Consider the following 13,906-nt stretch of genomic DNA (forward strand, 5'->3'; position numbering starts at 1 on the left):
CTCCGTACAGAAAAGCGGAGTCGTTATGCAACAGTCTACCCCTTATCTCTCATTTCACGGCATTACCATGACCTTCCCGGGCGTTAAAGCGCTGTCCGACATTAGCTTTGGCTGCTATGCCGGACAGGTTCACGCCCTGATGGGAGAAAACGGCGCCGGGAAATCCACGCTGCTGAAAATTCTCAGCGGCAACTATATACCGACGGCCGGCAGCCTGCAGATCCGCGGTCAGCAGATGACGTTCAATCACACCACCGAGGCGCTGAACGCCGGGGTGGCGATTATCTATCAGGAGCTGCATCTGATTCCGGAAATGACCGTGGCGGAAAATATCTACCTCGGCCAGTTGCCGCATAAAGGCGGGATTGTGAATCGGTCGCTGCTGAATTATGAAGCAGGCCTGCAGCTTAAACATCTGGGGCTCGATATCGACCCGGAAACGCCGCTCAAATATCTCTCTATTGGCCAGTGGCAAATGGTGGAGATCGCCAAAGCGCTGGCGCGTAACGCCAAAATTATCGCCTTTGATGAGCCGACCAGCTCCCTTTCGGCGCGAGAAATTGAAAACCTGTTTCGGGTGATCCGCGAGCTGCGCCAGGAAGGACGGGTCATTATTTACGTTTCCCACCGCATGGAGGAGATCTTTGCGTTAAGCGACGCCATTACGGTATTCAAAGATGGCCGCTACGTACGCACCTTTGACAATATGCAGGAGGTTAACCACGACGCGCTGGTCCAGGCGATGGTGGGGCGCGAACTGGGCGATATCTACGGCTGGCAGCCGCGTGAATATGGCAAAGAGCGTTTGCGTCTTGAGCAGGTGAAGGCGCCCGGCGTGCGCCAGCCCGTCAGTCTGTCGGTGCGGAGCGGAGAAATCGTCGGTCTGTTTGGGCTGGTCGGCGCCGGGCGCAGCGAGCTGATGAAAGGCTTATTCGGCGGTAACAGAATAACCGGCGGTCAGGTTTATATCGACGGCGAGGCCATTGATATTCGTAAGCCGGCCCAGGCGATTCAGGCCGGGATGATGCTCTGCCCGGAAGACCGTAAAGCGGAGGGCATTATTCCGGTCCATTCGGTGCGCGACAACATCAATATCAGCGCTCGCCGCAAGCATATTCTCGCCGGCTGCGTTATCAACAACGCCTGGGAAGCGCAGAACGCCGACCAGCACATTAAATCGCTGAATATCAAAACGCCCGGCGCAGAACAGCTGATTATGAACCTCTCCGGCGGCAATCAGCAGAAGGCGATCCTTGGCCGCTGGCTGTCGGAAGAGATGAAAGTCATCCTGCTTGATGAGCCAACGCGCGGTATTGACGTAGGCGCTAAGCATGAAATCTACAACGTTATCTATGCATTAGCGGCATCTGGCGTCGCGGTGGTTTTTGCCTCCAGCGATTTACCGGAAGTTCTCGGCGTTGCCGATCGCATCGTGGTTATGCGCGAGGGTGAGATTGCCGGAGAACTGCTGCATGAACATGCGAATGAGCAGCAGGCATTGAGCCTTGCGATGCCAAAAGTGAGCCAGGCGGTCGCCTGAGTAAGGAGTCTATGATGTCATCAGTTACTACTTCAGGTACTACCCGGTCAGCTTTTAGCTTCTCCCGCGTCTGGGATCAGTTCGGCATGCTGGTTGTTTTTGCGGTGCTGTTTATTGGCTGCGTGATTTTTGTGCCTAATTTTGCCTCATTTATCAATATGAAAGGCCTGGGGCTGGCTATTTCTATGTCCGGAATGGTGGCCTGCGGGATGCTGTTTTGCCTGGCATCCGGCGATTTTGACCTGTCGGTGGCCTCGGTTATCGCCTGCGCCGGGGTGACCACGGCGGTGGTGATTAACATGACAGAGAGCATGTGGATTGGCATCGGCGCCGGTCTACTGCTCGGGGCGCTAAGCGGTCTGGTAAACGGTTTTGTGATTGCACGCCTGAAGATTAACGCCCTGATCACCACCCTGGCGACCATGCAGATCGTTCGCGGTCTGGCTTATATTATCTCTGACGGTAAGGCGGTAGGGATTGAAGACGAGCGCTTCTTTACCCTCGGATATGCCAACTGGTTTGGTCTGCCTGCGCCTATCTGGCTGACCGTAGCCTGCCTGATTGTCTTCGGCCTGTTGCTTAATAAAACCACCTTTGGCCGGAATACCCTGGCGATTGGCGGCAACGAAGAAGCTGCGCGTCTGGCGGGCGTGCCGGTGGTGCGGACCAAGATCATTATTTTCGTCCTTTCCGGCCTGGTTTCTGCCGCGGCAGGCATTATCCTTGCTTCCCGTATGACCAGCGGTCAGCCGATGACCTCGATTGGCTATGAGCTGATTGTTATCTCGGCCTGCGTGCTGGGGGGCGTATCGCTGAAGGGCGGGATCGGTAAGATCTCCTACGTGGTGGCCGGGATCCTGATCTTGGGGACGGTGGAGAACGCGATGAACCTGCTGAACATTTCGCCGTTCTCGCAGTACGTCGTTCGCGGCGTGATTTTGCTGGCGGCGGTTATCTTTGACCGCTACAAACAGAAAGCGAAGCGCGTCGTTTAATCCGGCCAACTTTTCAGTTTAATCCTAATCCATTGCCAGCGCTCGTTCCGCTGGCAATGACTATCAAAAATGGCGAGGCTGGTCACACTGTCTATACTTACATGGCTGCAATAAATTAACACCCAGCATGTTGCTGGCCATGATAAGGAGGAAACAGGGTGGCTGACCAGATTTATGTACCGCCTGCGTTAACCGGAAACTACGCTTTTTTCTTTGACCTCGACGGTACCCTTGCCGGTATCAAACCCCATCCCGATCAGGTGGTTATTCCTGCCGATGTTCTGCAGACGCTGCGCCAGCTCGTGCAGCAGCACAGCGGCGCGGTGGCATTGATTTCAGGGCGCTCAATGGTTGAGCTGGATGAGCTTACCCGTCCTTACCGGCTGCCGCTTGCCGGTGTACACGGGGCTGAACGCCGTGACATCAATGGTAAAACGCATATTGTCTCTTTACCTGATTCCCTCCTGAAGGCGCTGTCGGCGGAGCTGACCGCGGCGCTGGATGCGTTGCCGGGATGCGAACTGGAAAGTAAGGGGATGGCTTTTGCGCTGCACTACCGTCAGGCGCCGGAGCATCAGCACGCGGTGCTGGCGCTGGCGCAAGCTGTCGTGCAGCGCCATCCCATTCTGGCTTTACAGCCGGGTAAATGCGTGGTGGAGATCAAACCGCGCGGAGTGAATAAGGGTGAAGCGATAGCCGCTTTTATGCAGGAAGTTCCATTCAGAGGGCGCAAACCGGTATTTGTCGGTGATGATTTAACCGATGAAGCGGGTTTTAGCGTTGTCAATCAACTGAGTGGCGTATCGGTCAAAGTGGGCGGCGGCGAGACCCAGGCGCACTGGCGCCTGCCGGATGTCGCCGCTGTTCATCTTTGGATTAGTAACATCGCGAATCATGGGCAACAACCAGATGCGCTAACCGACAGGAGAGATGGCTATGAGTCGCTTAGTCGTAGTATCTAATCGTATTGCCCCGCCGGACGATAAAAAGGCCAGCGCCGGTGGCCTTGCCGTGGGGATTATGGGGGCATTAAAAGCAGCCGGAGGATTGTGGTTCGGCTGGAGTGGGGAAATCGGTGATGACCAGCAGCCGCTAAAGAAAGTAACTCAGGGAAATATAACCTGGGCCTCTTTCAACCTTAGCGAGCAGGATCACGACGAATATTACAACCGCTTTTCCAACGCCGTGCTGTGGCCCGCATTCCATTATCGTCTTGACCTGGTCGATTTTCAGCGTGAAGCCTGGGAGGGCTATCAGCGGGTCAACGCGAAGCTGGCCGATAGGCTACTGCCGCTGATCGAACCTGACGATATTGTCTGGATCCACGATTACCACCTGCTGCCGTTGGCCAGCGAACTGCGCCAGCGCGGCGTCAATAACCGCATCGGCTTCTTTTTACATATTCCTTTCCCGACTCCGGAAGTCTTTAACGCGCTGCCGCCGCATGCGGAGCTGCTTGAACAGCTTTGCGATTACGATTTACTGGGCTTCCAGACCGAGAGCGACCGACTGGCGTTTCTTGACTGCGTATCGATGCAGACCCGCCTGACGACGCGCGGCGGAAAAAAACATGTGGCCTGGGGCAAACCTTTCCAGACCGAAGTCTACCCAATCGGTATCGATCCGGAAGAGATAGCGCGCAGCGCAAAAGGGCCGCTGCCGCCCAAGCTGGCGCAGCTGAAAAGCGAACTGAAAAGCGTGCAGAATATCTTTTCCGTCGAGCGGCTGGATTATTCGAAGGGGCTGCCGGAGCGTTTTCTCGCCTACGAGGCGCTGCTTGAAAACTATCCCCATCATCACGGTAAGATTCGTTATACCCAGATTGCGCCGACGTCGCGCGGCGATGTTCAGGCCTATCAGGATATTCGTCACCAGCTCGAAACCGCAGCCGGACGCATTAACGGCCGGTATGGTCAGCTGGGCTGGACCCCGCTCTACTACCTGAACCAGCACTTTGAACGCAAGCTGCTGATGAAAATCTTCCGCTACTCGGACGTCGGGCTGGTTACGCCGCTGCGCGATGGGATGAATCTGGTGGCGAAAGAGTATGTTGCCGCGCAGGACCCGCAAAATCCGGGCGTGCTGGTGCTGTCGCAGTTTGCCGGCGCGGCGAACGAGCTCCCGACGGCCTTAATCGTCAATCCTTACGATCGCGACGAGGTCGCCGCAGCGCTGGACCAGGCGCTAACGATGCCGCTGGCCGAGCGTATAGCCCGTCATTCGGCCATGCTGGCGGTGATTAAGGATAACGATATCCATCGCTGGCAGGAGCGGTTTATTGCCGATCTAAAGGAGATTGAGCCGGGCAGTGAGGAGAGCCACTTAGCGCGTAAGGTCGCGACCTTCCCCAAACTCGCCTGATGCAACGATGGTTAGCGCTTCCACGGCGCTAACCTTTTTCCAGACACACCAGCAGCACGTCAACGCCGCTGCTGCCAACGATATCTTTCGCCGAACAGGTCGCGCGAGAAAACAGGCTCTGGTTGTGGTTACCGCAAATCACCAGGTCAACGCGATGCTGCCGACAAAAATCCTTCACGTGATGAGCAATCCCGCCGCTGGCGATGGTCATTTTTTCGATAGGGTAGTCGGCGTGGCGGGCGAGCTCGGCCAGAAAGCCGCGCGTCTCTTCCTGCATGACTTCGCGTAAATTTTCCATCATCGGCGCCGCAAACTGATTGTACAACTCCGGATCGGTTGCCAGCGTGATCAGGCTGACTTTCGCATTAACCGGACGGGCGATAGAGACGGCTTTCTGAATGAGAACCCGGCTTTCCGGGGTTGGCGCCACGGCGACCAGTAGATGTGAGTAGGGCATCAAGCCTCCTTGAGATACGCGAAATAACCCTTTTCTATTGTCTTTACTCCGATTCCTTAGCTTTCGCAAGGTTTATCCGCGGCGAAAAATAACGCGCAGGTTTTGCCCGTTGCAGGGCCTTTTTGATTGTCACTTCGCAACTTTTGGTCCGATCTTTTGTATTAAAAGAAACGCTGTTTTATAAATCAGTGAGGCGCGTTCATCGACTCTTTGTGTTTTTGCCAGTGAACGCTTTTGGCTGGCAAAAATGAAAAGGTAACGCCGTTCCCATGTTCTTAATGTAGCCATGTATCAACCCTCTTTTGGCTGAATGGGCCAAAAAGCGGTTCGGAGTTCTCTAAAAAAAGACACAGGATTTACGGCGATGAAAACACGTAAAATCGGTTTGGTTAACTACCTTGCCTATGGATCGGGCGATTTCCTTGGTGCGGGAACGACCGCACTCACAGCAGCATGGCTGCTCTATTTCTACACCACTTTTTGCGGTCTTTCCCCTATCGAAGCGACGCTTATTTTTGCCACCGCCAGGGTTCTGGATGCGGTAATCAGTCCGCTGATGGGCTTCCTGACGGATAACTTTGGCTCGACCTGGCTGGGGAAACGTTTTGGCAGACGCAAGTTCTTCATCCTGCTCGGTATCCCCTGCGTATTTAGCTACTCCATCATGTGGGTAGGGGATATGGGGTTTTGGTACTACCTGCTGACCTATCTGCTGTTTGATATTGTCTACACCATGATTCTGGTGCCGTATGAAACGCTGGTGCCGGAAATGACCGATGATTTTAAACAGAAAACAAAATTCTCCGGCGCGCGTATTTCAATGGCGCAGATGTCGGCGATTCTGGCTTCGTTCCTGCCGGGCGTGCTGCTGACTATCTTCGGTAAGGATAACGCGGTTTCTTTCTTTTACGCGAGCCTGGTGTTCTCGGTGCTGTGCGCGATGATGCTGACCTTCGTCTGGTTCTTTACCTGGGAACGCCCGCGTGAAGAGTGGACGGAGGCCGCGCTGCGCGCCGAAGAAGAGAAACAGAATCTGAGCCTGTCTCAGAGTCTTAACCGCCTGTTTATTGAGTTAAGTTCGACCCTGCGGATTAAAATTTTCCGTCAGCATCTGGGTATGTATCTGGGCGGCTATATCGCCCAGGACGTGTTCAATGCGGTCTTTACCTACTACGTGGTATTTGTTCTGATGCAGGAAGCGTCGATGGCCTCCAACCTGCTCGGTACCATGGCAATCTTCCAGTTTATCGCGGTTATCGCCATGATCCCGCTGTGCATTCGCTTCGGGCCGGCGCCATCGTACCGCATGGTGGTGGTGCTGTTCGGCCTGAGTTCGCTCTCCTACGCGGTGTTGTACTACGCTGGCCTCAGCGATGTCTATTCGCTGCTGCTGCTGATATCCGCGGTGGCGGGCCTGGGGCGCGGCGGCATCAACTATGTTCCGTGGAACACCTACACCTATATTGCCGACGTGGACGAAGTGATCACCGGCCAGCGCCGCGAAGGCATCTTCGCCGGGATTATGACCCTGACGCGTAAGGCGTCCCAGGCCGGCGCGGTGATGCTGGTGGGGATCATCATGCAGATGTCGGGCTTTGTCTCCGGGCAGAAAACGCAGCCCTATGAAGTGAGCCATACCATTCTGCTGATCCTCAGCGTCGGTACCTTACTGGTGCTGGCCTGCGGTTTCCTCGTGTCCCTGCGCTTTAAGCTCAATCTGCAAACCCACAGCGTCCTGCGTGCGGAAACGCTGAAAATGCGTGAATCAGGCCGCGCTCAGCCGGAACTGGCCAGCGCCGAGGATCGTGAGGTAGTGGAGATGCTGGCCGGGATGCCGTACGACGCCCTGTGGGGAAACAACAATATTGGTTATCTGAATCGGAATAAACCCGCCGCGCCAGCGCTGAAGCAGCGTTCAGCCATGAATTCGACATATAACAGAGGTTAAGGATATGAAAGTTTGGCCTGTCAAACATAGCCCACTACTGCGCCAGCCGGAGCGTTTTATCGCCCGCAATGAACTGCAGGCGCTGATTCAGAAGGTGACGCACAATCTGGTCAACATTAAGGACGAAAGCGGGCAATTTTTACTGCGGCTGGACGACGGACGCGTTATCGACACCAAAGGATGGAACGGCTGGGAGTGGACTCACGGCGTCGGCCTGTACGGTATTTATCAGTATTATCAGCAGACCGGCGATACGGCAATGCGCGACATTATCGATAGCTGGTTTACCGACCGCTTTGCCGAGGGCGCGACCACCAAAAACGTCAACACCATGGCGCCGTTTCTCACCCTGGCATACCGCTACGAAGAGACGGGCAACTCCGCGTATCTGCCCTGGCTCGATAGCTGGGCGGAGTGGGCAATGAACGAAATGCCGCGCACTGAATCTGGCGGCATGCAGCACATCACCCTGGCGGAAGAGAATCATCAGCAGATGTGGGACGACACGTTGATGATGACGGTTCTGCCGCTGGCGAAAATCGGCAAGCTGCTTAATCGTCCGGAATACGTAGAGGAGGCGGTGTATCAGTTTCTGCTGCACGTGCAGAATCTGCTGGACCGCGAGACCGGCCTGTGGTTCCACGGCTGGAGCTACGAGGGGCGGCATAATTTCGCCCACGCTCGCTGGGCGCGTGGGAATAGCTGGCTGACTATCGTGATTCCGGATTTTCTGGAACTGGTGGATTTACCCGAGAGCAGCGCGGTACGTCGTTATCTGGTGCAGGTGCTGAATGCGCAGATTGCGGCGCTGGCCCGCTGTCAGGACGATAGCGGCCTGTGGCATACGCTGCTTGACGATCCCGGCTCCTATCTTGAAGCGTCGGCGACCGCCGGTTTTGCTTATGGGATCCTCAAAGCTGTGCGCAAGCGCTACGTGAGCCAGGCGTATGCGGAGGTTGCGGAAAAAGCGATTCGTGGCATCGTGCAGAATATCTCACCGCAAGGGGAGCTGCTGCAAACGTCGTTCGGTACCGGAATGGGTTCGAATCTTGATTTTTATCGCGACATTCCGCTGACGTCGATGCCGTATGGCCAGGCGATGGCGATCCTGTGCCTGACGGAGTATCTGCGGAAGTATTTCTGAGAAGGGGGAATTTCCCCGGTGGCGCTTACGCTTACCGGGGCTACAATGATGTTGCAGGTCTGATGAGCGTGGCGCCATCAGGCGTTATAAAACAAACCCGGCTTTCGCCGGGTTTGTTTTTACATCCGTTCTACGGTTTCGATACCCAGGGTATCCAGACCCAGCTTCAGCGTTTTTGCGGTCAACAGTGCCAGCTTCAGGCGGCTGTTGCGCGTCTCTTCGCTTTCGGCGCTCAGGATCGGGCAGTGCTCGTAGAATCCGGAGAACAGGCCAGCCAGATCGTACAGATAAGAGCACATGACGTGCGGCGTGCCTTCACGGGCGACGACGGTCAGGGTTTCTTCAAACTGCAGCAGACGGGCTGCCAGCTGGGCTTCACGGTCTTCGGTGATGACCACCGGCGCCGCCGCCAGCGCGCTTTCATCGGTATCCGCTTTGCGGAACACGGAGAGCACGCGGGTATAGGCATACTGCATATAAGGCGCGGTATTGCCCTCAAAGGCCAGCATGTTGTCCCAGTCAAAGATGTAGTCGGTGGTGCGGTTTTTAGACAAATCGGCGTATTTCACCGCGCCAATTCCGACCGCGTTCGCCAGTTTCTCCAGCTCGTCGGCGGGCATATCCGGGTTTTTCTCCGCCACCAGACGACGGGCGCGTTCCAGCGCTTCGTCCAGCAGGTCGGCGAGCTTCACGGTGCCGCCGGCGCGGGTTTTAAATGGTTTGCCGTCCTTGCCGAGCATCATGCCGAACATGTGGTGCTCCAGCGGGACGGAATCCGGTACGTAGCCGGCTTTACGCACAATGGTCCACGCTTGCATCAGGTGCTGATGCTGGCGAGAGTCGATGTAGTAAAGGACGCGGTCTGCATGCAGGTTTTCGTAACGGTATTTTGCGCAGGCGATATCGGTAGTGGTGTAGAGATAGCCGCCATCCTTCTTCTGGATAATCACGCCCATCGGTTCGCCTTCCTTGTTTTTGTACTCATCAAGGAACACCACGGTCGCGCCTTCGCTTTCTACCGCCAGACCTTTGGCTTTCAGATCGGCAACGATACCCGGCAGCATCGGGTTATAGAGGCTTTCACCCATTACGTCGTCGCGGGTCAGGGTGACGTTGAGGCGGTTATAGGTAAGCTGGTTTTGCGACATGGTAATGTCGACCAGCTTGCGCCACATTTCGCGGAAGTACTCGTCGCCGCCCTGCAGCTTAACGACGTAGCTGCGCGCGCGCTCGGCGAAGGCTTCATCTTCGTCGTAGTGTTTTTTCGCTTCGCGATAGAAACCTTCGAGGTCGGCCAGCGCCATCTCGCCGGCGTTTTCCTGCTGCTGCTTTTCCAGGTACGCGATCAGCATGCCGAACTGGGTGCCCCAGTCACCCACGTGGTTCGCGCGGATCACTTTATGCCCGAGAAACTCCAGCGTACGCACCGCGGCATCGCCAATAATGGTGGAGCGCAGGTGGCCTACGTGCATCTCTTTCGCCACGTTCGGCGCGGAGTAATCAACCACCACCGTCTGCGCCTGCGGCTGAGCCACGCCCAGACGTTCGGATTTCAGCGCGCTGCTGACGTTTTCCGCGAGGAAAGCCGGGTCGAGGAAAATATTAATAAAGCCGGGACCGGCGATTTCGACCTTACTGGCAATGCCGTTCAGGTCGAGATGAGTCAGGACCTGCTCTGCAAGTTGTCGCGGCGCCATGCCCAGTTTTTTGGCTACGGCCATCACGCCGTTGGCCTGATAGTCGCCGAACTGGACTTTTGCTGACTGGCGGACCTGAGGTTCGCAATCGGCAGACGCGCCTGCCGCGATCAGGGCCTGACTGACTTTTTCTGAGAGAAGAGCCTGAATATTCACCGAAATACCTTACGTTTAACACGCCGTCACCCAGAAGGGGCGGCGCAGGAATGTGGACAAATTAGGGCGGGAGTATACTGCATTTGCGCCCACGCGTCAGCACCGCGCAGAGGTTGCTAAGCCTCGCGCTCAACGAATAACCGTTCACTGGGGGCTGCCGACGATTGTCGGTTGGTAGGGCGCGGGAAACGCGATAAATTAACTCTTTTTAGCGAGTACCGAGGCTTACGATGGCGAACTGGCAGCAGATTGATGAACTGAACGATATTTCCGCGGACCTGCCGCGCTTTACCGAGGCGCTAAACGCGCTTGCTCACCGACTCGGTCTTGATATTACGCCCCATGACGCCGACCATATTTCCCTACGTTGTCACCAGAACGCCACGGCGGAGCGCTGGCGTCGCGGCTTTGAACAATGCGGTACTCTGCTGTCGGAAAATGTCATTAACGGTCGACCCATCTGCCTGTTCAGGCTGGATGAGCCGGTGGTCGTGGCGCATTGGCGTTTTCACATCGTTGAGCTACCGTGGCCGGGCGAAAAGCGCTATCCGCATGATGGCTGGGAACATATTGAAATCGTACTGCCGGGCGAGCCTGAAACGCTCAATACCCGCGCGCTGGCGCTGCTGTCCGATGACGGGCTGAGCCAACCGGGCATTTTTGTGAAGACCAGCGCGCCGAAAGGCGAGCGTGAGCGTTTACCGAATCCGACCCTGGCGGTAACCGATGGCAAAGTGACGATTAAATTTCACCCGTGGTCGATTGAGCAAATTGTCGCCAGCGAACACGCTGAACGATGACAGTGTGACGTTACGCGGCGTCTGGCGGGAGAAATCGTGCCATTCTGGCGTGCCTGCTCAATCTACGGAGAGAAGAATGACCTTACTGGAAGTTTGCTGTTACAGCATGGAGTGCGCGCTGGAGGCCCAGCGCCGCGGCGCCGACCGCATCGAACTATGCGCCGCGCCGCAGGAGGGAGGGCTGACGCCTTCGCTGGGCGTACTGAAATCGGTACGTGGAGCGGTGACCATTCCCGTCCATCCGATTATTCGCCCGCGCGGCGGTGATTTTTGCTACACCGCGGGCGAGTTTGCCGCGATGCTGGATGATGTCGCTGCGGTGAAAGATCTCGGTTTTCCCGGCCTGGTAATCGGTATTCTGGACGCCGATGGGCGGGTGGATGGCGGGCGAATGAAAAAAATAATAGCGGCGGCGGGAACCCTGGCCGTCACCTTTCATCGGGCCTTTGATATGTGCGCCAACCCGCGCCAGGCCAGCGCTGAGCTGGCTGAACTCGGCGTTCAGCGTATCCTGACTTCGGGCCAGCAGGCGTCTGCCGAAAAAGGAATTTCATTAATCAGGGAACTTATTTCCCAAAGCGATACTCCTATTATTATGGCCGGTGCAGGAGTGCGCGCCGCCAACCTGCCGCTGTTTTTACAGGCGGGGGTAAAAGAGGTGCATACCTCGGCAGGCCAATGGTTACCGTCTCCGATGCGCTTTCGCAATCCCGGATTGTCGATGTCTACGGATGCAGAAGCAGATGAATACTTACGCTACGCCGTCAATGGCGAAGCGGTAGCGGAAATGAAGAAGATTATTTCCGCACAGAGAGATTAAAACCCTAAATAATTCGAGTTGCGAGAAGGCGGCGATGCAGGGAATCCCCTGGAGCTTACTCAAGTAGTGACTGGAGGGAGCGAGGAAAGCCAACGTACATGCAACTTGAAGTATGACGGGGATAAACCGTTTTTTGCTGCACATCATGTCGCCCAATATGATGATTGCCCGTACCAGGCCCCTGCCCATTAAACAGGGGCCTTTTTTTATCCAGAATTCGCTCTAGCCGCGGGCTTTTTTCGCCGCTAACGACTGCTGCGTTTCCGGTTTACTGGCAATAATCACCGCGCGTAGCGGGGCAGGATAGCCTTCGAGAGTTTTGCTGCTATCGTGCGGATCGAGGAAATCGGCCAGCGACTCGGTGGTCATCCACTCGGTGCGGCGCTGCTCGTCGGTCGAAGTGACGCACGCATCGACAATACGCACATCGACAAAGCCGCACTTCTCCAGCCACTGCTTCAGCGCGGCGGCGGACGGGATAAAGTAGACGTTGCGCATTTGGGCATAGCGGTCGCCTGGCACCAGCACGGTATTTTCGTCGCCTTCAACGACCAGCGTCTCCAGCACCAGCTCGCCGCCGGGAACCAGCTGATCTTTGAGCTGCCACAGGTGATCGAGCGGAGAGCGGCGATGATACAGTACGCCCATCGAAAAGACGGTATCAAAGGCGTTGAGCGCGGGAAGCTGCTCAATACCCAGCGGCAGCAGATGCGCGCGCTGATCGTTGCCCAACAGTTTTCGCACCGCTTCAAACTGGCACAGAAACAGCTGGGTAGGGTCGATGCCCACCGCCAGATGAGCGCCGGCGCCAATCATGCGCCACATGTGGTATCCGCTGCCGCAGCCGACATCAAGGATGGTACGCCCGGTCAGGTCGGAAAGGTGCGGCAGTACGCGCTCCCACTTCCAGTCGGAACGCCATTCGGTATCGATATTCACGCCGTAAAGGGAGAAGGGCCCTTTACGCCACGGCATCAGATTCTTCAGCAGGTTTTCAATCCGCAGGCGCTGGCCGTCACCGAGCGGCGTTTCGCTCTCGGCGGTGACGCTATGCAGCAGATCCAGACGGTAGGGCGCAAACTCGGGCAGAAACTCGACGGCCCGTTCCCATTCCCGGTATTTGCCGTGCAGCGCGTCGCGCTGCCATGCCGCCACCTGGGCTGGCAGCGTCTCCAGCCAGTGCGAAAGCGGGCTTTTGGCAATCAATTGATAAAAGTTGCTGAAATCAATCATGCCGGGTCCCCGGATTTTACGGCGATTAACGATCCGAAGTTAAAGCACTGGAACCACAGCTCGGCATGTTCGAAACCGGCCTTACGCAGGCGCGCTTTATGGGTTTCCACGGAATCGGTGAGCATTACGTTTTCCAGCATGCTGCGCTTTTGGCTGATTTCCAGCTCGCTGTAGCCGTTAGCGCGTTTGAAGTCGTGATGCATGTTGAACAGGAGTTCGCCGACGTTGTCATCTTCGAAACTGAATTTTTCCGACAGCACCAGCGCGCCGCCCGGGTTCAGCCCCTGATAGACCTTGTCCAGAATGGCCTGACGTTCGCCGGGTTCGAGAAACTGAATGGTGAAATTCAGCACCACCATCGAGGCGTTTTCTATCGTGATGTGGCGAATATCGCCTTCAATCACCTCGACCGGCGTCGGCGCCTTATAGGCGTCAATATGGCGACGGCAGCGTTCGACCATCGCCGGCGAGTTATCGATGGCGATGATTTTGCAGCCTGCATGCGCAATATTGCGGCGCACGGACAGCGTGGCTGCGCCAAGCGAGCAGCCGAGATCGTAAACCTGGGTATCCGGCTGAACGAAACGTTCCGCCAGCATGCCGATCATCGAAATGATATTGGAATAGCCGGGAACAGAGCGCTGGATCATATCCGGGAAGACTTCAGCAACCCGTTCATCAAAGGTCCAGTCGCCGAGACTGGCAATCGGCGCGGAAAAAAGCGTATCGCGGTGAGACATAACGTTAAACCCGAA

General features: G+C 56.3%; 13 protein-coding genes. 8 read left to right on the top strand and 5 right to left on the bottom strand.

All coding sequences use genetic code 11. The annotated features are described in order from the left end of the window. Nucleotides 1-25 precede the first annotated feature (25 nt). The 4 genes from araG to otsA all read left to right on the top strand — a co-directional run bounded on the left by araG (nucleotide 26) and on the right by otsA (nucleotide 4,896). Nucleotides 26-1,540 (top strand): L-arabinose ABC transporter ATP-binding protein AraG, encoded by a 1,515-nt coding sequence (araG, locus tag K7H21_RS10470; protein WP_004122081.1) that lies wholly within the window; start codon nucleotides 26-28, stop codon nucleotides 1,538-1,540. Nucleotides 1,541-1,554: 14 nt separating this feature from the next. Next, on the top strand, nucleotides 1,555-2,535 hold the full coding sequence (gene araH, locus K7H21_RS10475) for an L-arabinose ABC transporter permease AraH (RefSeq protein ID WP_004122080.1): 981 nt from the start codon (nucleotides 1,555-1,557) through the stop codon (nucleotides 2,533-2,535). Between the two features lie 158 nt (nucleotides 2,536-2,693). Beyond that, on the top strand, nucleotides 2,694-3,497 hold the full coding sequence (otsB, locus tag K7H21_RS10480; protein WP_223035760.1) for a trehalose-phosphatase: 804 nt from the start codon (nucleotides 2,694-2,696) through the stop codon (nucleotides 3,495-3,497). After that, nucleotides 3,472-4,896 carry an alpha,alpha-trehalose-phosphate synthase gene (gene otsA, locus K7H21_RS10485; RefSeq protein WP_004122078.1) on the top strand — a complete coding sequence of 475 codons (1,425 nt, stop codon included), beginning with the start codon at nucleotides 3,472-3,474 and terminating at the stop codon, nucleotides 4,894-4,896. Before otsB ends, otsA begins: the two co-directional genes overlap by 26 nt. A gap of 28 nt (nucleotides 4,897-4,924) precedes the next feature. Here the strand turns inward: otsA and uspC are convergent, their stop codons facing one another. Together uspC and K7H21_RS10495 are read right to left on the bottom strand one after the other, a co-directional pair. After that, the gene (gene uspC / locus K7H21_RS10490) at nucleotides 4,925-5,353 is read right to left on the bottom strand and encodes a universal stress protein UspC (RefSeq protein WP_004122077.1); all 429 of its coding nucleotides are present in this window, start codon (nucleotides 5,351-5,353) and stop codon (nucleotides 4,925-4,927) included. Between the two features lie 129 nt (nucleotides 5,354-5,482). Then, complete coding sequence (locus K7H21_RS10495; protein WP_157261974.1) at nucleotides 5,483-5,641, bottom strand: hypothetical protein; 159 nt, start codon at nucleotides 5,639-5,641, stop codon at nucleotides 5,483-5,485. 76 nt (nucleotides 5,642-5,717) lie between these two features. Between K7H21_RS10495 and K7H21_RS10500 the strand changes: the two genes are divergently transcribed. Together K7H21_RS10500 and bglB are read left to right on the top strand one after the other, a co-directional pair. After that, nucleotides 5,718-7,301 carry an MFS transporter gene (locus K7H21_RS10500; protein ID WP_142446678.1) on the top strand — a complete coding sequence of 528 codons (1,584 nt, stop codon included), beginning with the start codon at nucleotides 5,718-5,720 and terminating at the stop codon, nucleotides 7,299-7,301. Between the two features lie 4 nt (nucleotides 7,302-7,305). Next, complete coding sequence (bglB, locus tag K7H21_RS10505) at nucleotides 7,306-8,445, top strand: beta-galactosidase BglB (RefSeq protein ID WP_004122075.1); 1,140 nt, start codon at nucleotides 7,306-7,308, stop codon at nucleotides 8,443-8,445. Between the two features lie 119 nt (nucleotides 8,446-8,564). Here the strand turns inward: bglB and argS are convergent, their stop codons facing one another. Then, nucleotides 8,565-10,298 carry an arginine--tRNA ligase gene (argS, locus tag K7H21_RS10510; protein ID WP_004122074.1) on the bottom strand — a complete coding sequence of 578 codons (1,734 nt, stop codon included), beginning with the start codon at nucleotides 10,296-10,298 and terminating at the stop codon, nucleotides 8,565-8,567. A 230-nt stretch (nucleotides 10,299-10,528) separates the two neighbouring features. Here argS and K7H21_RS10515 point away from each other — a divergent pair, with 230 nt between their 5' ends. Together K7H21_RS10515 and cutC are read left to right on the top strand one after the other, a co-directional pair. Then, nucleotides 10,529-11,098 carry a VOC family protein gene (locus K7H21_RS10515; protein WP_223035761.1) on the top strand — a complete coding sequence of 190 codons (570 nt, stop codon included), beginning with the start codon at nucleotides 10,529-10,531 and terminating at the stop codon, nucleotides 11,096-11,098. A 76-nt stretch (nucleotides 11,099-11,174) separates the two neighbouring features. Beyond that, nucleotides 11,175-11,918 (top strand): copper homeostasis protein CutC, encoded by a 744-nt coding sequence (cutC, locus tag K7H21_RS10520; protein ID WP_004122072.1) that lies wholly within the window; start codon nucleotides 11,175-11,177, stop codon nucleotides 11,916-11,918. Between the two features lie 222 nt (nucleotides 11,919-12,140). Here cutC and cmoB read toward each other — a convergent pair whose 3' ends face one another. Together cmoB and cmoA are read right to left on the bottom strand one after the other, a co-directional pair. Further along, nucleotides 12,141-13,151 carry a tRNA 5-methoxyuridine(34)/uridine 5-oxyacetic acid(34) synthase CmoB gene (gene cmoB, locus K7H21_RS10525; protein WP_123829157.1) on the bottom strand — a complete coding sequence of 337 codons (1,011 nt, stop codon included), beginning with the start codon at nucleotides 13,149-13,151 and terminating at the stop codon, nucleotides 12,141-12,143. After that, nucleotides 13,148-13,891, bottom strand: a complete 744-nt coding sequence (cmoA, locus tag K7H21_RS10530) for a carboxy-S-adenosyl-L-methionine synthase CmoA (protein ID WP_004122069.1) — start codon at nucleotides 13,889-13,891, stop codon at nucleotides 13,148-13,150. The genes cmoB and cmoA overlap by 4 nt, the downstream gene beginning before the upstream one ends. Nucleotides 13,892-13,906: the final 15 nt, after the last annotated feature.

The organism is Klebsiella sp. CTHL.F3a, assembly GCF_019890895.1.
Taxonomy (GTDB): Bacteria; Pseudomonadota; Gammaproteobacteria; order Enterobacterales; family Enterobacteriaceae; genus Klebsiella; species Klebsiella grimontii.

What these genes read in the sequence shown, in the direction of transcription:
- araG (WP_004122081.1), top strand. Translation starts at nt 26, where the DNA reads ATGCAACAGTCTACCCCTTATCTCTCATTTCACGGCATTACCATGACC.
- araH (WP_004122080.1), top strand. Translation starts at nt 1,555, where the DNA reads ATGTCATCAGTTACTACTTCAGGTACTACCCGGTCAGCTTTTAGCTTC.
- otsA (WP_004122078.1), top strand. Translation starts at nt 3,472, where the DNA reads ATGAGTCGCTTAGTCGTAGTATCTAATCGTATTGCCCCGCCGGACGAT.
- uspC (WP_004122077.1), bottom strand. Translation starts at nt 5,353, where the DNA reads ATGCCCTACTCACATCTACTGGTCGCCGTGGCGCCAACCCCGGAAAGC.
- K7H21_RS10495 (WP_157261974.1), bottom strand. Translation starts at nt 5,641, where the DNA reads ATGGCTACATTAAGAACATGGGAACGGCGTTACCTTTTCATTTTTGCC.
- K7H21_RS10500 (WP_142446678.1), top strand. Translation starts at nt 5,718, where the DNA reads ATGAAAACACGTAAAATCGGTTTGGTTAACTACCTTGCCTATGGATCG.
- bglB (WP_004122075.1), top strand. Translation starts at nt 7,306, where the DNA reads ATGAAAGTTTGGCCTGTCAAACATAGCCCACTACTGCGCCAGCCGGAG.
- K7H21_RS10515 (WP_223035761.1), top strand. Translation starts at nt 10,529, where the DNA reads ATGGCGAACTGGCAGCAGATTGATGAACTGAACGATATTTCCGCGGAC.
- cutC (WP_004122072.1), top strand. Translation starts at nt 11,175, where the DNA reads ATGACCTTACTGGAAGTTTGCTGTTACAGCATGGAGTGCGCGCTGGAG.
- cmoB (WP_123829157.1), bottom strand. Translation starts at nt 13,151, where the DNA reads ATGATTGATTTCAGCAACTTTTATCAATTGATTGCCAAAAGCCCGCTT.
- cmoA (WP_004122069.1), bottom strand. Translation starts at nt 13,891, where the DNA reads ATGTCTCACCGCGATACGCTTTTTTCCGCGCCGATTGCCAGTCTCGGC.